At 48.8% G+C, this 15,198-nt stretch carries 11 protein-coding genes, 1 pseudogene and 3 riboswitches; of the genes and pseudogenes, 1 reads left to right on the forward strand and 11 read right to left on the reverse strand.

Annotation, left to right across the window (positions count from 1 at the left end):
- Window positions 1–323: 323 nt before the first annotated feature.
- The 10 genes from AC0MA3_RS26085 to guaA form a co-directional block, all read right to left on the reverse strand.
- Complete coding sequence (locus tag AC0MA3_RS26085; protein ID WP_474658293.1) at window positions 324–1,133, reverse strand: transglutaminase-like domain-containing protein; 810 nt, start codon at window positions 1,131–1,133, stop codon at window positions 324–326.
- A gap of 13 nt (window positions 1,134–1,146) precedes the next feature.
- Window positions 1,147–1,227: riboswitch (cyclic di-GMP riboswitch) on the reverse strand.
- A 72-nt stretch (window positions 1,228–1,299) separates the two neighbouring features.
- A riboswitch (cyclic di-GMP riboswitch) is annotated at window positions 1,300–1,382 on the reverse strand.
- A gap of 122 nt (window positions 1,383–1,504) precedes the next feature.
- Window positions 1,505–2,158 (reverse strand): class D sortase, encoded by a 654-nt coding sequence (locus tag AC0MA3_RS26090; RefSeq protein WP_474658294.1) that lies wholly within the window; start codon window positions 2,156–2,158, stop codon window positions 1,505–1,507.
- Window positions 2,159–2,229: 71 nt separating this feature from the next.
- Window positions 2,230–2,637, reverse strand: a complete 408-nt coding sequence (locus tag AC0MA3_RS26095; protein WP_474658295.1) for a GtrA family protein — start codon at window positions 2,635–2,637, stop codon at window positions 2,230–2,232.
- Window positions 2,624–3,610 carry a glycosyltransferase family 2 protein gene (locus AC0MA3_RS26100; protein ID WP_379158707.1) on the reverse strand — a complete coding sequence of 329 codons (987 nt, stop codon included), beginning with the start codon at window positions 3,608–3,610 and terminating at the stop codon, window positions 2,624–2,626. Before AC0MA3_RS26100 ends, AC0MA3_RS26095 begins: the two co-directional genes overlap by 14 nt.
- 136 nt (window positions 3,611–3,746) lie before the next feature.
- A complete protein-coding gene (locus tag AC0MA3_RS26105) occupies window positions 3,747–7,571 on the reverse strand; it encodes a glycosyltransferase family 39 protein (RefSeq protein ID WP_474658296.1) in 3,825 nt (1,274 codons plus the stop codon).
- A 160-nt stretch (window positions 7,572–7,731) separates the two neighbouring features.
- Entirely contained in the window at window positions 7,732–9,354 is a 1,623-nt protein-coding gene (locus tag AC0MA3_RS26110) for a glycosyltransferase family 39 protein (protein WP_474658297.1), read from the reverse strand.
- Window positions 9,355–9,531: 177 nt separating this feature from the next.
- Window positions 9,532–10,932: an NCS2 family permease gene (locus AC0MA3_RS26115; protein ID WP_474658298.1), complete on the reverse strand. Its 1,401-nt coding sequence runs from the start codon at window positions 10,930–10,932 to the stop codon at window positions 9,532–9,534.
- Between the two features lie 114 nt (window positions 10,933–11,046).
- A riboswitch (purine riboswitch) is annotated at window positions 11,047–11,146 on the reverse strand.
- A gap of 107 nt (window positions 11,147–11,253) precedes the next feature.
- Window positions 11,254–11,862 carry a DUF6707 family protein gene (locus AC0MA3_RS26120; protein WP_474658299.1) on the reverse strand — a complete coding sequence of 203 codons (609 nt, stop codon included), beginning with the start codon at window positions 11,860–11,862 and terminating at the stop codon, window positions 11,254–11,256.
- A 91-nt stretch (window positions 11,863–11,953) separates the two neighbouring features.
- Entirely contained in the window at window positions 11,954–12,892 is a 939-nt protein-coding gene (locus tag AC0MA3_RS26125; RefSeq protein ID WP_379158692.1) for an NADP-dependent oxidoreductase, read from the reverse strand.
- A 161-nt stretch (window positions 12,893–13,053) separates the two neighbouring features.
- Window positions 13,054–14,592 carry a glutamine-hydrolyzing GMP synthase gene (gene guaA, locus AC0MA3_RS26130; RefSeq protein ID WP_379158688.1) on the reverse strand — a complete coding sequence of 513 codons (1,539 nt, stop codon included), beginning with the start codon at window positions 14,590–14,592 and terminating at the stop codon, window positions 13,054–13,056.
- Window positions 14,593–14,745: 153 nt separating this feature from the next.
- Between guaA and AC0MA3_RS26135 the strand changes: the two genes are divergently transcribed.
- Window positions 14,746–14,991 (forward strand): hypothetical protein, encoded by a 246-nt coding sequence (locus tag AC0MA3_RS26135; RefSeq protein WP_474658300.1) that lies wholly within the window; start codon window positions 14,746–14,748, stop codon window positions 14,989–14,991.
- Window positions 14,992–15,042: 51 nt separating this feature from the next.
- On the opposite strand, the pseudogene AC0MA3_RS26140 reads toward AC0MA3_RS26135, so the two are convergent.
- Window positions 15,043–15,105: pseudogene (locus AC0MA3_RS26140) on the reverse strand (hypothetical protein); the annotation flags it as partial.
- Window positions 15,106–15,198: the final 93 nt, after the last annotated feature.

Genomic DNA, 15,198 nt, shown 5'->3' on the forward strand with positions numbered 1-15,198 from the left:
CTCTATTTTGGATCTCACTTGCGTGAAATCCCACTCACTCGTTGTTCAGTTTTCAAAGATCAAGCTCGTTGTCGGCGTCGATTATCTCGTCACCAGCAACTCTTATAATATATCACATTCGTTCGAGCAATACAAGTTATTTTTTTCGAATGATTTACTCAGTCATTCTCGATTACTTAGCAATGCTCCAACAACGCTTATTTATAATACCCTATAGTCCTATGAAAAAGCAACCCCTTTAAAAAAAGAAAGATAACCCACTTAATCATCAAAGTGGGTTATCTTCAAATCGTATTTATTATTTAATTACACTTCTACTCCTATTAGTAGAACTTTGCTGCCGTGTATTTGCTTGCTACTTTGATCAATGCTGCAGCCTGGGTACTCTTGCCCAGCCCAGCATCAACTGTAGTATCAACCGTTACCCATTTGCCATTAAGCAATACTTCATTCCAAGCATGATAGGAAGTTACATAACTTGTATTCCCCATTACCAGCTTAGCGGGTATACCTTGACTGCGAAGCATGGTTGCAAACAATGAAGCATAATCGTAGCAAATGCCCTTCTTGGTGAGCAGTGTATTGTCATTGTTCGGAATATAATCTGTCGTAACCGTAGAGGCCAGAGTATAGTCATACTTCACATTAGATACAATGAAGTTATAAATGGCTTTTACCTTCTGCTCATCGGTGGTCAATCCCTGTGTCAGCTGGGCGGCTTTGAGAACTGATTTATCGGAAGAACTCCATTTCACATTCTGCACAGAGCTCAAATATACGGTGTTAACATTATCTAGTCTTAAATCTACCGTTTCGGAGGAAAGCACTTTGTATTTGTTGCCGGTAGTATTCTCCAGAACCGAAATCTTGTAAGAGCCATTCCCTTGCTGCAATGGGAACGTTTCAGTCGGCTTAGATGCGTAAAGATTGTAAGTATAGCTATTGTTGTCTTTAGTGACCATTAGCTTAATGCGTTTGTCCTTGGGTACATCGTAAGAGACTGCGATTACCCCCTGGTCCAGCTTCGATCTATTTAACCATCCTGTATCCGTGCTGGCAGCTTCAGCCGAACCTGCTTGAACGGAAGTAGCGACTACGAACAGTGTCAACAACATAAAATAGAGCTTTTTCAAGGATAAAACCCCTTTCGGTAGCTGGCTGCCATCCATGAGGGAAGGCCCTTTAGCTTTGCGTCCCTATCTTTCGATAGGTTTGCCGTTATCGTATAAGCTTTATCTGTTCTTACTTCTATAGTGATTGCTAGATTCATATAAGAAACAAACAAAAAAAGCCTCTTCATTCGGGAGCTGGCTGCCATCCTACAGAGGGAAGGCCCTTTAGCTTTGCGTCCCTACCTTTCGATAGGTTTGCCGTTATCGTGCTTAGCTTTTATAGTTATATACTACCATATTCATCTCTATAAACAAGATCAAAATCACTAGATTCCGACTATTTATCGATAAAATCTTTAATGTACTGGACTTTAAGTCACAGTTTGTCGAGTTTAGGATAACTTAGCGTGGATGATCAGGCGATGTGTTGGGTTCACCAATGGATCACAGGTAATCAGAGTGAGGATTTTATCTTTCCCCTGCCCATTCAAAACAGAAATATCCGTAGGTTCAACAATCGAAATATCATACACCACGTACCTGTAATCCTGCTCACTCGTCTGTACGGATATGGTATCGCCGATCTCCACTTCATTCAGTCTGTTAAAAAGCCTCCCGGCCGTTCTTGATCTATGGGCAGCAATCGCAGCATTCCCAACCTGCCCAATGGCAGCAGTCTCTTTCATATGGGCAGCAGCATGTTTCATATTGGCTTTGGTGGCACCCTCCAAGATAGGAAGCTTCAGATTGATTTTGTCGATCCGGATGATGCCCGTAATCTTACCGCCCAGCTGAATTTCGGGAGATGTCGGTTCTGTCGCCTCCACCTGACTCGCTGAGGACTCCTCTGTGAGTAGCTGAGTGACTTCAGCGTATTGCTTACTCAGGTCAGACTGCGGAGACGTTGAAGGCGCACTTTCGCTGTATACTTGTTCGGCTTCTTCCAATAGCTTTTGCTGCTGCCAATCGTTGTACCATTCATTTGCTTTGGGGTACAGCATAATAAGAATTCCGGCAAGAATAATAAAATAAGAGAACTTGCGCATGAACATCACCTCCGTAAGTTAGTTGGTGCAGACCCAAGCTCTAAAGCTCCTCGTCCTTTGATGAACCCTTTTCAGAATACCCACTTCCGGCTTCCAAAAAAGTTGATAACCACGGTCACACCTGTAACCAGCACTTTGGCAATAAGCACTTGTAATCCGAAGCTGTCTGTCAGCAAATGCATAAGCAATACCGATATGCCCAGCACAACGAGATTCAGTACTATAAACCTTACCAGCTGCATCCGGTCAAAACCGTCCTGTCTCCCCCGGTCATGATCCTTAAAAGTCACTTTTTTATTCCAGATAAAGCTATTGGCTGTCCCTGCACTGTAAGAAATAATCTGGGCCGGTGTATTCATCATTCCCAGCGAATGCAGCAAGGTAAATACGGCAAAATCAATCAATGTATTCAGCAGGCCTATGGCATTGAATTTTAAAAACTGGATAAATCCTGCATTCAGCTGCTTATTGGACATCATTATTTCCCTTCCGCATGTCCGCACGTACGGAATCGTTAACGTCCCTATAGCCCTTGGTCTCGCGCACGATATACAGCGGTCTATCCTTGGACTCATCATATATACGGCCGATGTATTCACCAATTACACCTAACAGCATCAGCACAATACCGTTAAACAGCAGATTGACGCCAACAATAGAAGCCCAGCCCGGGACGGTCCATGAGGTGAAAACCTTTTGGAACAAAACAAAGAATAAGTAAAGAAAGCTCGAGAAGGATAGGAAAAATCCGATGTACGAAGCGATTTTCAACGGCTTATGGGAAAAGGAGGTAATGCCGTCAAGTGCAAACCGGATCATTTTCTTGAGCGGATATTTGGTCTCACCAGCAAAACGCTCTTCACGCACGTATTCAACCATGGTCTGCCGGAAACCCACCCAGCTTACCAGTCCGCGCACATAACGGTTCTTCTCCTTCAGGCCGCGCAGGACATCGCATACTTTACGGTCGATCAAACGAAAATCTCCAGTATCCGTAGGAATATCCACACTTGTCATGCTGCTGAGCAGGCGATAGAAGATCTTCGCGGTTACTTTTTTGAAAAAGGTCTCCCCGTGGCGTTTGAGCCGCTTGGCATAAACAACCTCATAACCCTCTTTCCACTTCGCGATCATCTGCAAAATAACCTCCGGCGGGTCCTGCAGGTCCGCATCAATAACTACGACCGCCTCACCTTCTGCATAATCCATCCCCGCCGTAATCGCTACCTGATGGCCAAAGTTGCGCGAGAAATCGATCAGCTTGACATGCTCATCCTGATTGCTGACCCTGCGCATAATCTCGGCGGTACGGTCCCGGCTTCCATCGTTGACGAAGACCAGCTCGTAGGGTTCTCCGCATCCGTCCATTACCTTTGTGAGACGCTCATACGTATGCTGAATGACTTCCTCCTCATTGAACATGGGGACAATTACACTGTATCTGGCTTTCACCTTTGTTCCTCCTAAAATTTTGTCAGCATATGCTTCAAGATTGACTTCGGTCAAAACTCACTTCGAAAGCATACACCTGGTTGTATTTTACACTCTTCAAAAACACGCACCTGCTCCGTAAGCATACGGCAGCAGATCAGAATACCCAGGAGGGGAACCAGCGCAGCATAACGTCCACATAGTCTTTACTGACCTGCATACCTGAAAGTACGGGATAAAACAATATAAAGAGAAGTGCAGCTCCAGCCACGTAGACATAACGCATGTAGCGGGCTTCAGGATATTTGCTGTCGAGCAGCTTCAGGATATATACAATGGCAAGAATCATGAACGGAACCATCGCAAAATAGTGGTATAGGAATGTCTCACGCGGCACCAGCATCCACGGTACATACTGTGAGAAGAACCCGATCCAGATCATGTACAGGTTCTTGTCCTTACGTTTCACTGTAAACCAGACCGCGGCCAGCATCGCAAAGATGCCGGTCCACCAGATCAGCGGATTGCCCATCGTGACAATGCTGCTCACCTGTCCTTCCGGCAGGCCTTCGCCGCCGCTGAAGAACCACACCGGCCGTTTCATGAATGGCCATTCCCACCAGGAAGAAGCAAAAGGATGGGTGGCAACAAGCTGGCTGTGATAATCATACATGTTCTTTTGCGCTTCAATCAGACCTTTGAACGTGTAGCCATCTGCCGAGACAGACAGCACGGGGATAAAGGACAGGCTATAGATGATGCCTGGAATAATCACAAAAAATAACAGGCAACTAATCAGGGTTAGAATAGTATTCTTCCAGAATGATCCGGTTGCGGTACGGCAGGCTGCTGCGAGCTCCTGATCCCCCACTCTACCCTCAGACAGCAAATGTCCCGCTGCTTTGTATTCTTTGTAACGTTCAAACAAGGCCAGTGCCAGCATAATAGCAAGTCCCGCTCCTCCATAGATTACAATCCATTTGGAGGCTACGCCGATTCCGAAGAACAGACCCGACCAGAATAGAGGCGCCAGCGTCTGCCGCAGCGGTACACGATAGAAATTCATTGTGAAATAACGCTGCATGAAATAGAACATCAGCATGATAAAGAATACCCCGTAGACGTCGATGGTCGAAATGCGCGTCTGGGTGAAGTGCATGAAATCGAGTGCGAACAATCCGGCAGCCAGGGCTGCGTAAAGACTCTTTCGGAATAGTCTAAGGGCCATGATATAAATCAGCGGCAGCATTGCAATCCCAAAAAGAGTACCTATCACCCGCCAGCCGAACGGATTGACGCCGAACAGTTCCATACCAACCGAGATTAGCAGCTTGCCGAGAGGCGGATGGGTATTCTCATATGGAACAATACCATGGGTATATTCATAGGCCGTACGGGCATGGTAGATTTCATCAAAGTAGGTGCTGTTCATGAACCCGGAGTTTTCTGGAATAACTGACTGTTCGTCAAACAGGTTAGACGGCAGGCCTCTTTTGGCAACTGTACCATCAGGTGTAACACTGACGACCGGCAGCGGAGTTTTGCCTCCCCCTTGTTCATAAAAAGCCATCTCATTCAGGGTGAAGCCCGGAGAGGTAACGGTCAGCTTCACATATCTTGCCGCTACGTTCAAAGACTGGCTTTTCCAAATGAACACATTGCCGACATCCTCATTGATGTCCAGGGGACTATTCCAGGCATCCGGCGACTCACTGAACTCCAGCTTGAATTTGCCGGTCCCGACACCACCAAAAATATTCACACGTTCCAGCTGTCTGCTCTGACCCAGATCTACATAGAAGCTCTCACCGCTGGCTGCCGGTTCCCACAAGGTTTCCGGTGCTTTGGTAGAGCCCAGATGAAATAATGCCAGCGCCGCATATACGGCAGTAATGCCCAGCATCCAAATCCAGTCTTTACGCTGCAGCTTGAACCTGCCGGCTCGGACACTCTTCACCAGGGGGCGGATTCCCTCAGCGAGTTCAACATCCGCATCATACTTCTCAGACGGAGTTACGGGTGGTGCGAGTTCCTTAATGTTGTTAAGGACATATACGGAATAGCCTACGTACAGCATATATACCGCCAAAATGATATTAGCAATCGCAGTCACCAGCACAATCCCGTCCGAAGGCGGATTATTGCCAGCATTCAGATGGGCCAGTGTATACCCTACGTTAAGGTACTGTGTCAAAGTAAAGCCAAGGAACAGGCTCAGGAACCGCCGGTCCCGGCTTCCCATATAGGCGAACAGGCACAGGATCAAAGCCGGGTACATGTAACGTTCATGCATTTTTGTACCGAACACAAATACGACCACGATCAGGACCATGCCAATGAAGAAGGACTTCGAGAGATCGTTGCGGTCTTTTTTGAATGAGTAATAGGCTGCAAGAGCAACCGCCACCAGGATGAAAATAAACCCCCAGGTACGGTAAGCAATTCCCAGCCACATCGTATCAATCGAAGCCCACATCGGGTCGGTTAGCGCATATAGATTAAAAGCATTCACCGTGGAATACGGGTAGGAGGACAAAGTCCCTTTGTAAAGATCTATAAGTCCTCCTAATCCGCCGTTGTTCCAGAAGAATGGCGCCGCCAGTACGGCAAAGATACCAAGACTGTAAAGAGCGCCGACTGCCAGCTGCTTCCACGCACGGTGATGATAAAAGGCAAACAGCAGCACAGGAGTGAAAATTAGCGCCTGTGGCTTAATAAGCGTAGCTAGGGCAAAAAAGATAGCTGAACGCACAAAGCCTTGTTCGGAAGCACCCAGAATACTAAGCAGCAGGAACACTAAAAAGAACGAGTCCGCTTGCCCCCAAGCGGCCGAATCCATCAAGACAGCCGGATTGAACAGGAACAGCAGCATCAGGCCGATCGCCATGCCGGAGCCGAGCTTCTTGCGCCCTGCGCGGTAGATCAGCCAGCCCAGTACCAGATCGGAAATAATCGCTGGCAGCTTAAACAGCAGTGTCTCTCCTCCAGAGCCGTGCGCAAACCCGAACAGTCCGCGAATTAAACTCAGCACGTATAAAACATACAAATATCCCGGAGGGTAATCGGCAAAATATCCCTCTTCATAGAATTTCCCGGGCCCCAGGTCCAAAAGGCGTTGGCCCCAGGCGATGAAGGTATTCATGTCATTCTGATACCCTTGCGCGGTCAAGCCGATCCAAATCCGCAGGATTAAAGCTGCACCGAAGACTACATAAAGCCATCGGGTATAGATCACATCCGGCTGTTTTAGAAGCCGGTCACTGCGGAATGCCCTATTATAAAAGAAAGCGAAAAAGATACTGAATAGCGCTGACAGCAGAAGCAGCTTGGCAGGCGATACTTTGTGTGGTGTCTCTGCAGCCTTGCCGCTTCCGTTCTGGGCCGCTGCGGCTCCACTATCCAGCGAGATGACACTGGCTCCGCCAGGAGCGGCATCCACCTGTTCAACCGACAGGTCATCAAAATAGGCTTTGCCTTGAATCAGGCTGGCATAGCCTCCGAGGGCTGCACCAATGCCCAGCTCTTTTTGCTCGGGGCCAGTTTGACCGTAGAATTCAAGGTACTGCCAATCCCCAGCCGTATCCTTGGTATCGGGATAACCGCTCCCTATGCCAACAGGCAAAATATTTGCACCCAGGCCTTCACCTGCCGTGCTTACGACTTTGATATAGCCGGAAATCTTATAGTAGCTGTTCGGCGAAACGGCAATCGTCTGCACCCATTTGAGGTGATTGGGCTCCAGATTCTCAATAACCGCTGCCTTGCTCCCGGAATGGACATCCTCAGACTGCACAGAGAGCAGCCCGGAGCCGTCTCCTGCGATCCACATATCTTTGGTCCAGCCCGAAGGAGCTCCCTCTTCCCCATCCTCAAAGCCCGGATTCTGCAATAAATTGCCCGCCGCACTACTGCTTGTTGCAGGGAGAATGAACAATAACAGCATTAAAAGCATCATTACGGCCGCGCGTGTACTCTTGATCATCGTTCCAACCTCACCTCGTCATTGTTAATCCAGCCGTTCCCGCCGGTTATGTAAAATTTCCGCCTGCTCACCCTTCTAAAGGGAAGCGTCAGGAATCACAATAGAATGATATTCATCTCCTGCACCAGTTCAGTCTACACACGTGAAGCACCTGTCCCCGTTAAAAAGTTTCGGCTTGCACTCCTTCTACATCAACAGCATTCATACCTTCCGCAGGGTTATAAATAAGCACACTGTAATTCTTGAAGCGAGTAATCGTATAGCCTCCATTTACAGCAGGTAAAGGTTCATTATTTCCGTAGACATATGCCTTCGGTCCAGATTGATTATCCGGAGTGCCGAATTTGTACCGGCCAAATGAAGCAACCCTTTGAAATGCATCTCCGGGATTGATGTATCGGACAGAATCCATGAAGTCATGCGGATTGATTTGTTCATAAAAGAGGACATAGATATAGGGCATATTGACCTTATCCGTAACATAGATGTTACCGCTGGTTGCTCCTGAAGCATACTGGATAGCCTCCCCCAATGAGTCATAAAAGGCTGGGCCAATGTCCTTGGGGAACTCACGAAAATAAGCATTTGTAAAAAAGCCGAACATCACAGCAAATGCCAGCACCGATAGGATACCGGCAAGCTTAAGTTGCTGATACAGCCAGAATCCACCTGCGGCAACCAGCAAAATTAGCGGGTAAAAAATAATATTGATCCGGTTGATATTCACATCTGTAATCAAAGCCATTAGTATGGCGATGCCAAGCCAGAGCAGCACGGCGATATGTACAAGCCCTTCGCGTCCGCGCTGATAGAACTCATACATCATGATGATAAGCCCGAGCAGAGCAAAGGGTAGCGCAATCGGATAAGCATAGCCGTATGGTGATATAGAATTCCATGGAAGTCCGTCACTCCCGCTAAGCATGAGCTGGACAAATGAACTGAAGTTGCCAGATGCTGTCTTGAAAAGCTCCCCGCCGAATACAGAAGAAATCTGCTCTACCCGGGGCATCGTTAATTTGGGGATCGTGAAGAGCCCCGCCGCAATCTGTGAGTAGCCATAATGATTAATAATTATAAATAATAGTATAGGCACAGCAAGGAGCACAAATAATAGCGCGTTCCAGCCAAACGTCCGGAATTTCAAGGCCCTACTATACAATAGAAGAAATGCTGTACTGATAGCAAATAGAGGCACAAAAAAGTAGGCTGTACCATACGCATACAGTGAGATTGCCAGGATAACCGAGAAGCCATAAGACCATCTAGGATTCTGAAAGGATCTAAGCAGAAAATAGAAGGCGATCAGAATCAATGTGGGGAACAAATTGGATTCAAGCGCCCATCTGGACATCATGATATGCCAGGGATTAATGGCGATAATAAACATGGCGAATATACCCGCTGCCCTGGATGGAAACAGCCTTTTCATAATTAAATAGAAAAAAACCACGCCAAGCAGGCCCATCACTAGACTAAGCGCCCTAACAGATAGCGGAGTCAATCCAAACAGCCAGATGAAGGGCATCGATAAATAAGCATACAGTGCATTCTGCCCACTGCCCCAAGCGATGAGGTGAATGGGGAGATGAACGCCGTTGCGGTCAATCCCGTAATGAAGGATCGCATAAGCATCATATCCAATGGATGCCTCATCCTGATTAAGTCCTGAAGGAATGGAGCCGAGATATGCTGTTCTTACAATGGCACCCAGTACAAACAGTACGAGCGGCCACGGGTTGTCTTTGCAGGTTCGATATGTTTTTTGGAAAAAGCCGGACAATAGGATCACCCCTTCAACAATATAATCGAAATGCCCGCCCAAGAAAAGACCGCAGCAGCCGTTTTCCCGAAGTCGCCTATAGGCTCCCCAGAATAAGAAAACGGCCCCTTCCTAAATAGAAGAGACCGCTCAAATAAAAACCTGTACGTTCAGGTATATCTAGATTGCTTAATATACTTAGCCCTGGCTGCCGATCAGAAGATAGCGCAGGACGATCAGAACAGCGAGCACCCACATCATCCAGTGGATGTCGTATTTCTTTTTGCCGCTAAGGTTAGCTACACAGGCCAGGATTACGTATGTCACAATCCCGAACGAAATCCCGTTCGCAATATTGTAAGTGAAAGGCATAATGACAAAGGTCAGGAAGGCTGGAATCGCCAGGACCATGTCCTGAAAATCAATCTCGCGGATCGATTGTGCCATCAGCACACCGACAATAATCAGCGCAGCAGCAGTGGCAGAGCCTGGAATCAGAGCAGCGATTGGAGCCAGGAACAGCGCAAGCAGGAAGCAGACACCGGTAGTGACAGCAGTCAGACCTGTACGTCCGCCTTCAGCAACACCGGCAGCACTCTCAACATAAGCAGTAGTGGTGGAAGTACCGAGCATTGCACCGCCGGCAACAGCTACTGCATCAACGAACATAGCTTTTCCGACACGCTTCTTGCCTTCTTCAGGGTCTTTCATAATTCCGGCACGTTCAGCCGTACCGACAAGCGTACCAAAGGTGTCAAACAATTCAACGAATGTAAATGTTGCAATCGCGGATACGATACCCGTGTGCATGATGCCCTTCCAGTCAAATTCCCAGAAGTTCAGCTGTGAGAAATCAGGTACCCATGGAGTCTGCGGATTCGACAGAGAACTAAAATCAACTGCGCCCATGAGGATAGCCGCAACCGTAGTTCCCAGAATCCCGAACAGGATGGCACCGCGTACCCGAAGCACCATCAGGATGGAGATCAGCAGCAGACCGATGATCACCAGTTGAACATTGGTGTTCTCCAGGCTGCCCATATGGATAACTGTCTCAAAGGAAAGTACATCAGTGAACTTATTCGCGGCGATGTCTTTGCCGGCTTCTACGCCGATTGTCATCAGTCCGCTGTTCTTCAGACCAATAATGGTAATGAACATACCGATACCGACAGTAATAGCATGCTTCAAGCTGTCAGGAATAGCAGTAAGCAGGATCTGCCGGATCTGAGTGATCGTAAGCAGGATAAAGATAATACCGGAGATAAATACAGCGGTCAGACCCATTTGCCAGGTAAACTCATGGTCAGTGGTTGCCGAGGATAAAACTACGGATGCAAAATATGCATTAAGGCCCATACCAGGTGCCAGCGCTACCGGAAAATTAATGAACAGTCCCATGGCGATGGTGAAGATCCCCGCTGCAAGAGCGGTTGCCAGGAATACGGAATACCAGCCCATGTCAATACGGCCAAAGGCGGTAAGTGTGCCTGGATTAACCGACAAAATATACGCCATTGCCATAAAAGTGGTCAGACCGGCCATAATCTCTGTGCGTACTGTGGTGCCGTTTTCTTTCAACTTGAAAAAACGGTTCAAATTGTTCTCCCCCTAAGGTGTATGTTGTCCGAAAGCAACAGAAAAGCCGGCATCTTGGGAGACACCGGCCCGAAAAAAGAGCAGCTTCGCACCACAAAACCCGAAGGATTGTGGAGCCTTGCTCTTCTTAATCGTAGCCAGGTCATTACGGTGACCTCGTAGAGACTTCCAGGCCTATCCCCGGAATTATACGAATATTTATGCTGCTTTAACGCTTTATTATTTTAGGCGTACATGACATCACTTGTCAATGGTAAATACGAACATTCAACTCAGATTATTTGTTATTGTTCGTAATTCAGACATTTATCAGGATGTACACTATACGTAGCTGTAATTAGGCAGTTGTAGCAGCTCAGCGGTGTAATTCTTAATCCCTTCTTCTAGCTTGTCCTTGTCAATGAGAGGGTATCCCTCCATTTCGCGGCATTGTATCATGCCCTTCAGAGCCACGAACCGGTAAGCTGCCGCACTGGCCGGTGACGAGGCTTGCTCAATTTTGTCCTGGTTGGTAAGTTCTTGATAGGTTGTACGGTTTTTGATACGCTGCCTAAGCTCCAGCTTCGCTTCACGGTCCATCAGCTTGCCCGGTGTCAGATGATCCGCTTCAATCTGTGCGATGAGGGTCTCAGCCTGCTCCTTCTCCCCTGTCTCCCTTAGAATCCTTGCCTTTAAAGCCCGGATGATATGTATAAAGGTCCAGATATTATAGTTATTATCGAATACCAGTCCATCCGTCAATTCACATGCCTGCCGGGCCGAACCGGTATCGCCGTTGATATACAGCAGCAGGGCCAGATCCGACAGCGCCTCCATGTCTGCTGCGCTTTTAGGTGACATTTTACGGGCCAGCTTGCTGCTTAAGGTGCTCACTCTCTTGCTCAGAGAGGCTGATGCAATGTGTGTAAATAACGTTTCCCGATCCTCCATACTGCCCCACGCTCCTTGTAGTCATGATAAAAAGAGCACCCTGGGTAGGGATGCTCTTATATTTTAACGGATTGAGATAAACCGGCAAGCATCAGGGGAACGAGATAGCTATTTTACCAACTGCATGGTGAGTTTCACTTAATGCATGGGCGTCATACAACCCTTTTTGCGAAAAAGGAAATGTAGCACCGACTACTGACTTTACTTTCCCCTGCTCCAAGAGACCGGCGATTTCCTGAAGCTGCTGGCCATTAGGTTCCAGCCATATATTTTTAGCAGTTACGTCAAACTCCCTTACCAGCTCTTCATCAAAATTGCTGACAATCGATATGATCCGCCCGGTATGCTTTTTGAGTACTTTGAAGCTGTTCTTCTGAACGTCCCCGCCCATTGTATCAAACACAACATCCACATCGGATAAAACATCTTCAAACTGGGTTGTGCGGTAATCAATTATCTGGTCCGCTCCGAGAGAAGCAAGCAGTTCATGATTACGCTCGCTGGCTGTTGTAATCACGTAGGCTCCGGCTTGTTTGGCAAACTGGATCGCGAACATACCCACGCCACCTGCGCCTGCGTGAATTAATACCTTCTCCCCCGCACTAAGTCCGCCATGGATAAAAAGTGCCTGCCAAGCGGTCAGGCCTGCAAGCGGAACCGATGCAGCTTCTTCCCATGAAATGTTGTCAGGCTTGCGTGCCAGCAGGTGATCATCCACCAAAGTATATTCAGCATACGTACCCAAGCGGGTGGTTTCAGGGCGTGCAAACACTTCATCCCCCACTTTCCAATCCGTTACCCCGCTGCCGATTTCTGAGATCGTCCCGGCGACATCCCACCCCAAAATAATCGGAAACTCCCAATCCATCATTTGTTTCAAGTAGCCTTCACGCAGCTTCCAGTCAATTGGATTGATCGAAGTAGCGGCCACTTTGACTACGACCTGATGTGCTTGCGGATTAGGGTTCTGTACTTCTCTTTCTTGAAGTTCTTCCTTGCCTCCATAACGATCGATGACAATGGCTTTCATTGCTTTGCCTCCTCTAATACACGCTTCAAAAGTATTATCTAACTAATTACACAAAAAATGCATATGACCAAACAACTCCAGCAGCCTTACGACCACAAAAAACCTTCAATCCCACGGTAAACGTGGATTTGAAGGTTCCTGTGCGGTGCAGCAATATAAATCTACTCCCACTCAATCGTTGCTGGCGGTTTCGAGGTAATGTCATACACGATGCGGTTGACGTTGTCCACTTCGTTGACGATGCGAACGGAGATTTTCTCCAGCACCTCCCAAGGGATACGTGCCCAGTCGGCGGTCATGCCGTCGATAGAGGTCACGGCGCGGATGCCTACGGTGTAGGAATAAGTACGTTCGTCACCCATAACGCCCACACTCTTCATGTTAGGCAATGCGGTGAAATACTGCCAGATTTCGCGGTCGAGTCCGGCCTTGGCAATCTCCTCGCGCAGGATGTAATCAGAATCTCGCACGATGGTCAGCTTCTCCTCGGTAACTTCGCCAAGCACACGGATCGCAAGTCCCGGTCCCGGGAAAGGCTGGCGCCAGACAATGGCATGCGGCATCCCGAGCTCTTCGCCCAGCTTGCGCACTTCATCCTTGAACAAGGTGTTCAATGGCTCGATCAGGCTGAATTTCATATCTTCCGGCAGTCCGCCGACATTGTGATGCGATTTGATGGTCTGCGCCGTTGCCGTTCCACTCTCTACAATATCGGTGTACAGCGTACCTTGGGCAAGGAAAGAGAAGTCGCCCAGCTTGGCCGATTCTTCGTCGAAGCAGTAGATGAATTCGTTGCCGATGATTTTGCGTTTCTGTTCGGGATCGGAGACACCGGCCAGCTTGCCCAGGAAACGGTCGCGTGCATCGATCTTCACCACATGGATGTCGAATTTGCCGACAAAGGTTTCCATTACGCTCTCTGCTTCACCTTTGCGCAGAAGGCCATGGTCGATAAACATACAGGTCAACTGGTCGCCGATTGCCCGGTGAATCAGCATCGCAACAACCGAAGAGTCTACACCGCCGCTGAGGGCACAGAGTACTTTTTTGTCGCCGACTTTATCCTGGATATCCTTGATGGCATCCTCAATAAATGATTCCATCGTCCATTTGCCTTCACATCCGCAAACTTCGTACAGGAAGTTCGAGATCATCTCATTCCCGTTCACGGAGTGGCGCACCTCAGGATGGAATTGAACAGCGAAGAATTTGCGGTCTGCATGACTCATTGCCGCAATCGGTGCACTCTCCGTGCCGGCATCCAGCTTGAATCCGGTCGGCAGTTCCACCACATGATCGCCGTGGCTCATCCATACCGTCTGACCGCTCTCAAGGCCCGTGGCAAGTACCGCATCCATCTCAAAGTCAACGTTGGCCTTGCCATATTCCCGCTTGTCCGCACGTTCTACCTTTCCGCCTTGCTGGTGAGCCATAAGCTGCATACCATAGCAGATACCGAAAATCGGAAGGCCCAAGTCATAAATAGCCGGATCTACGTGAGGTGCATCCTCGGCATACACACTGCTTGGTCCACCGGAGAAGACAATCCCCTTCGGCGATAGTGCTTGGATCTTCTCAATTGGCGTATTATACGGCAGAAGCTCGCTGTATACTCCCAGGTCCCGGATTCTGCGCGCGATAAGTTGATTGTATTGTCCCCCGAAATCGAGAACGACGATAATTTCATTTGGCTTGTTCATTACGTGCCTCCCTTGATTATTGGATTCATTATACTCATGGTTAATTCTTACCGTCAAGGAAAGGAAGGCACGTTTATTCAATGGTTCAGCCCTTGTGCAGCAAGCAAATATCAACAATATGGCAGTTGTTCACAATCTGAAGGTTACGCCAAATTGTCATTAAGTCAGGCGGAGGATTATTGCCAGACAGCTGCCGACAAAGCTGGCGCCTTCGGCGGGGGCTTTGTTGCTGGCGGCTACAGTCCCAGTTCTGCGTTGGCGCTGGAACGTACGGGCAGTCGCTGGGCTGGGCGGCTGGGCGGACGGGACAAGCGCCGCTTCACAGAGCGGCAGGAAGGACGGATTCTGCGCTGCTGCACGGGGCGGCATGGCGGACGGCTGCCACTGCGGCTGTGCTGACGCAGCGGGACGGCTGTACGCCAGAGCTTCCCACTGGCGTATGAACTGCCGGAGCGCGGCGCGCAGCCGCGCATCCTCAATGGCCAGGGAGGCGGCGTACTCCCTCGCCGTCACCCCGGGCGGCGGCGGGCCGTACCGCGCCGCCAGCCCTCGCCAGGCCAGCGCGGCTGCGCGCAGCTGCCGCTCGCGGCTTACCCTGCCGCCGCG

It is taken from the genome of Paenibacillus sp. LS-5 (assembly GCF_056121505.1).

Bases quoted from the DNA above. Each gene is read 5' to 3' on its own strand.
- AC0MA3_RS26090 (WP_474658294.1), bottom strand. From the start codon at position 2,158: ATGCGCAAGTTCTCTTATTTTATTATTCTTGCCGGAATTCTTATTATG.
- AC0MA3_RS26095 (WP_474658295.1), bottom strand. From the start codon at position 2,637: ATGATGTCCAATAAGCAGCTGAATGCAGGATTTATCCAGTTTTTAAAA.
- AC0MA3_RS26105 (WP_474658296.1), bottom strand. From the start codon at position 7,571: ATGATCAAGAGTACACGCGCGGCCGTAATGATGCTTTTAATGCTGTTA.
- AC0MA3_RS26120 (WP_474658299.1), bottom strand. From the start codon at position 11,862: ATGGAGGATCGGGAAACGTTATTTACACACATTGCATCAGCCTCTCTG.
- AC0MA3_RS26125 (WP_379158692.1), bottom strand. From the start codon at position 12,892: ATGAAAGCCATTGTCATCGATCGTTATGGAGGCAAGGAAGAACTTCAA.
- guaA (WP_379158688.1), bottom strand. From the start codon at position 14,592: ATGAACAAGCCAAATGAAATTATCGTCGTTCTCGATTTCGGGGGACAA.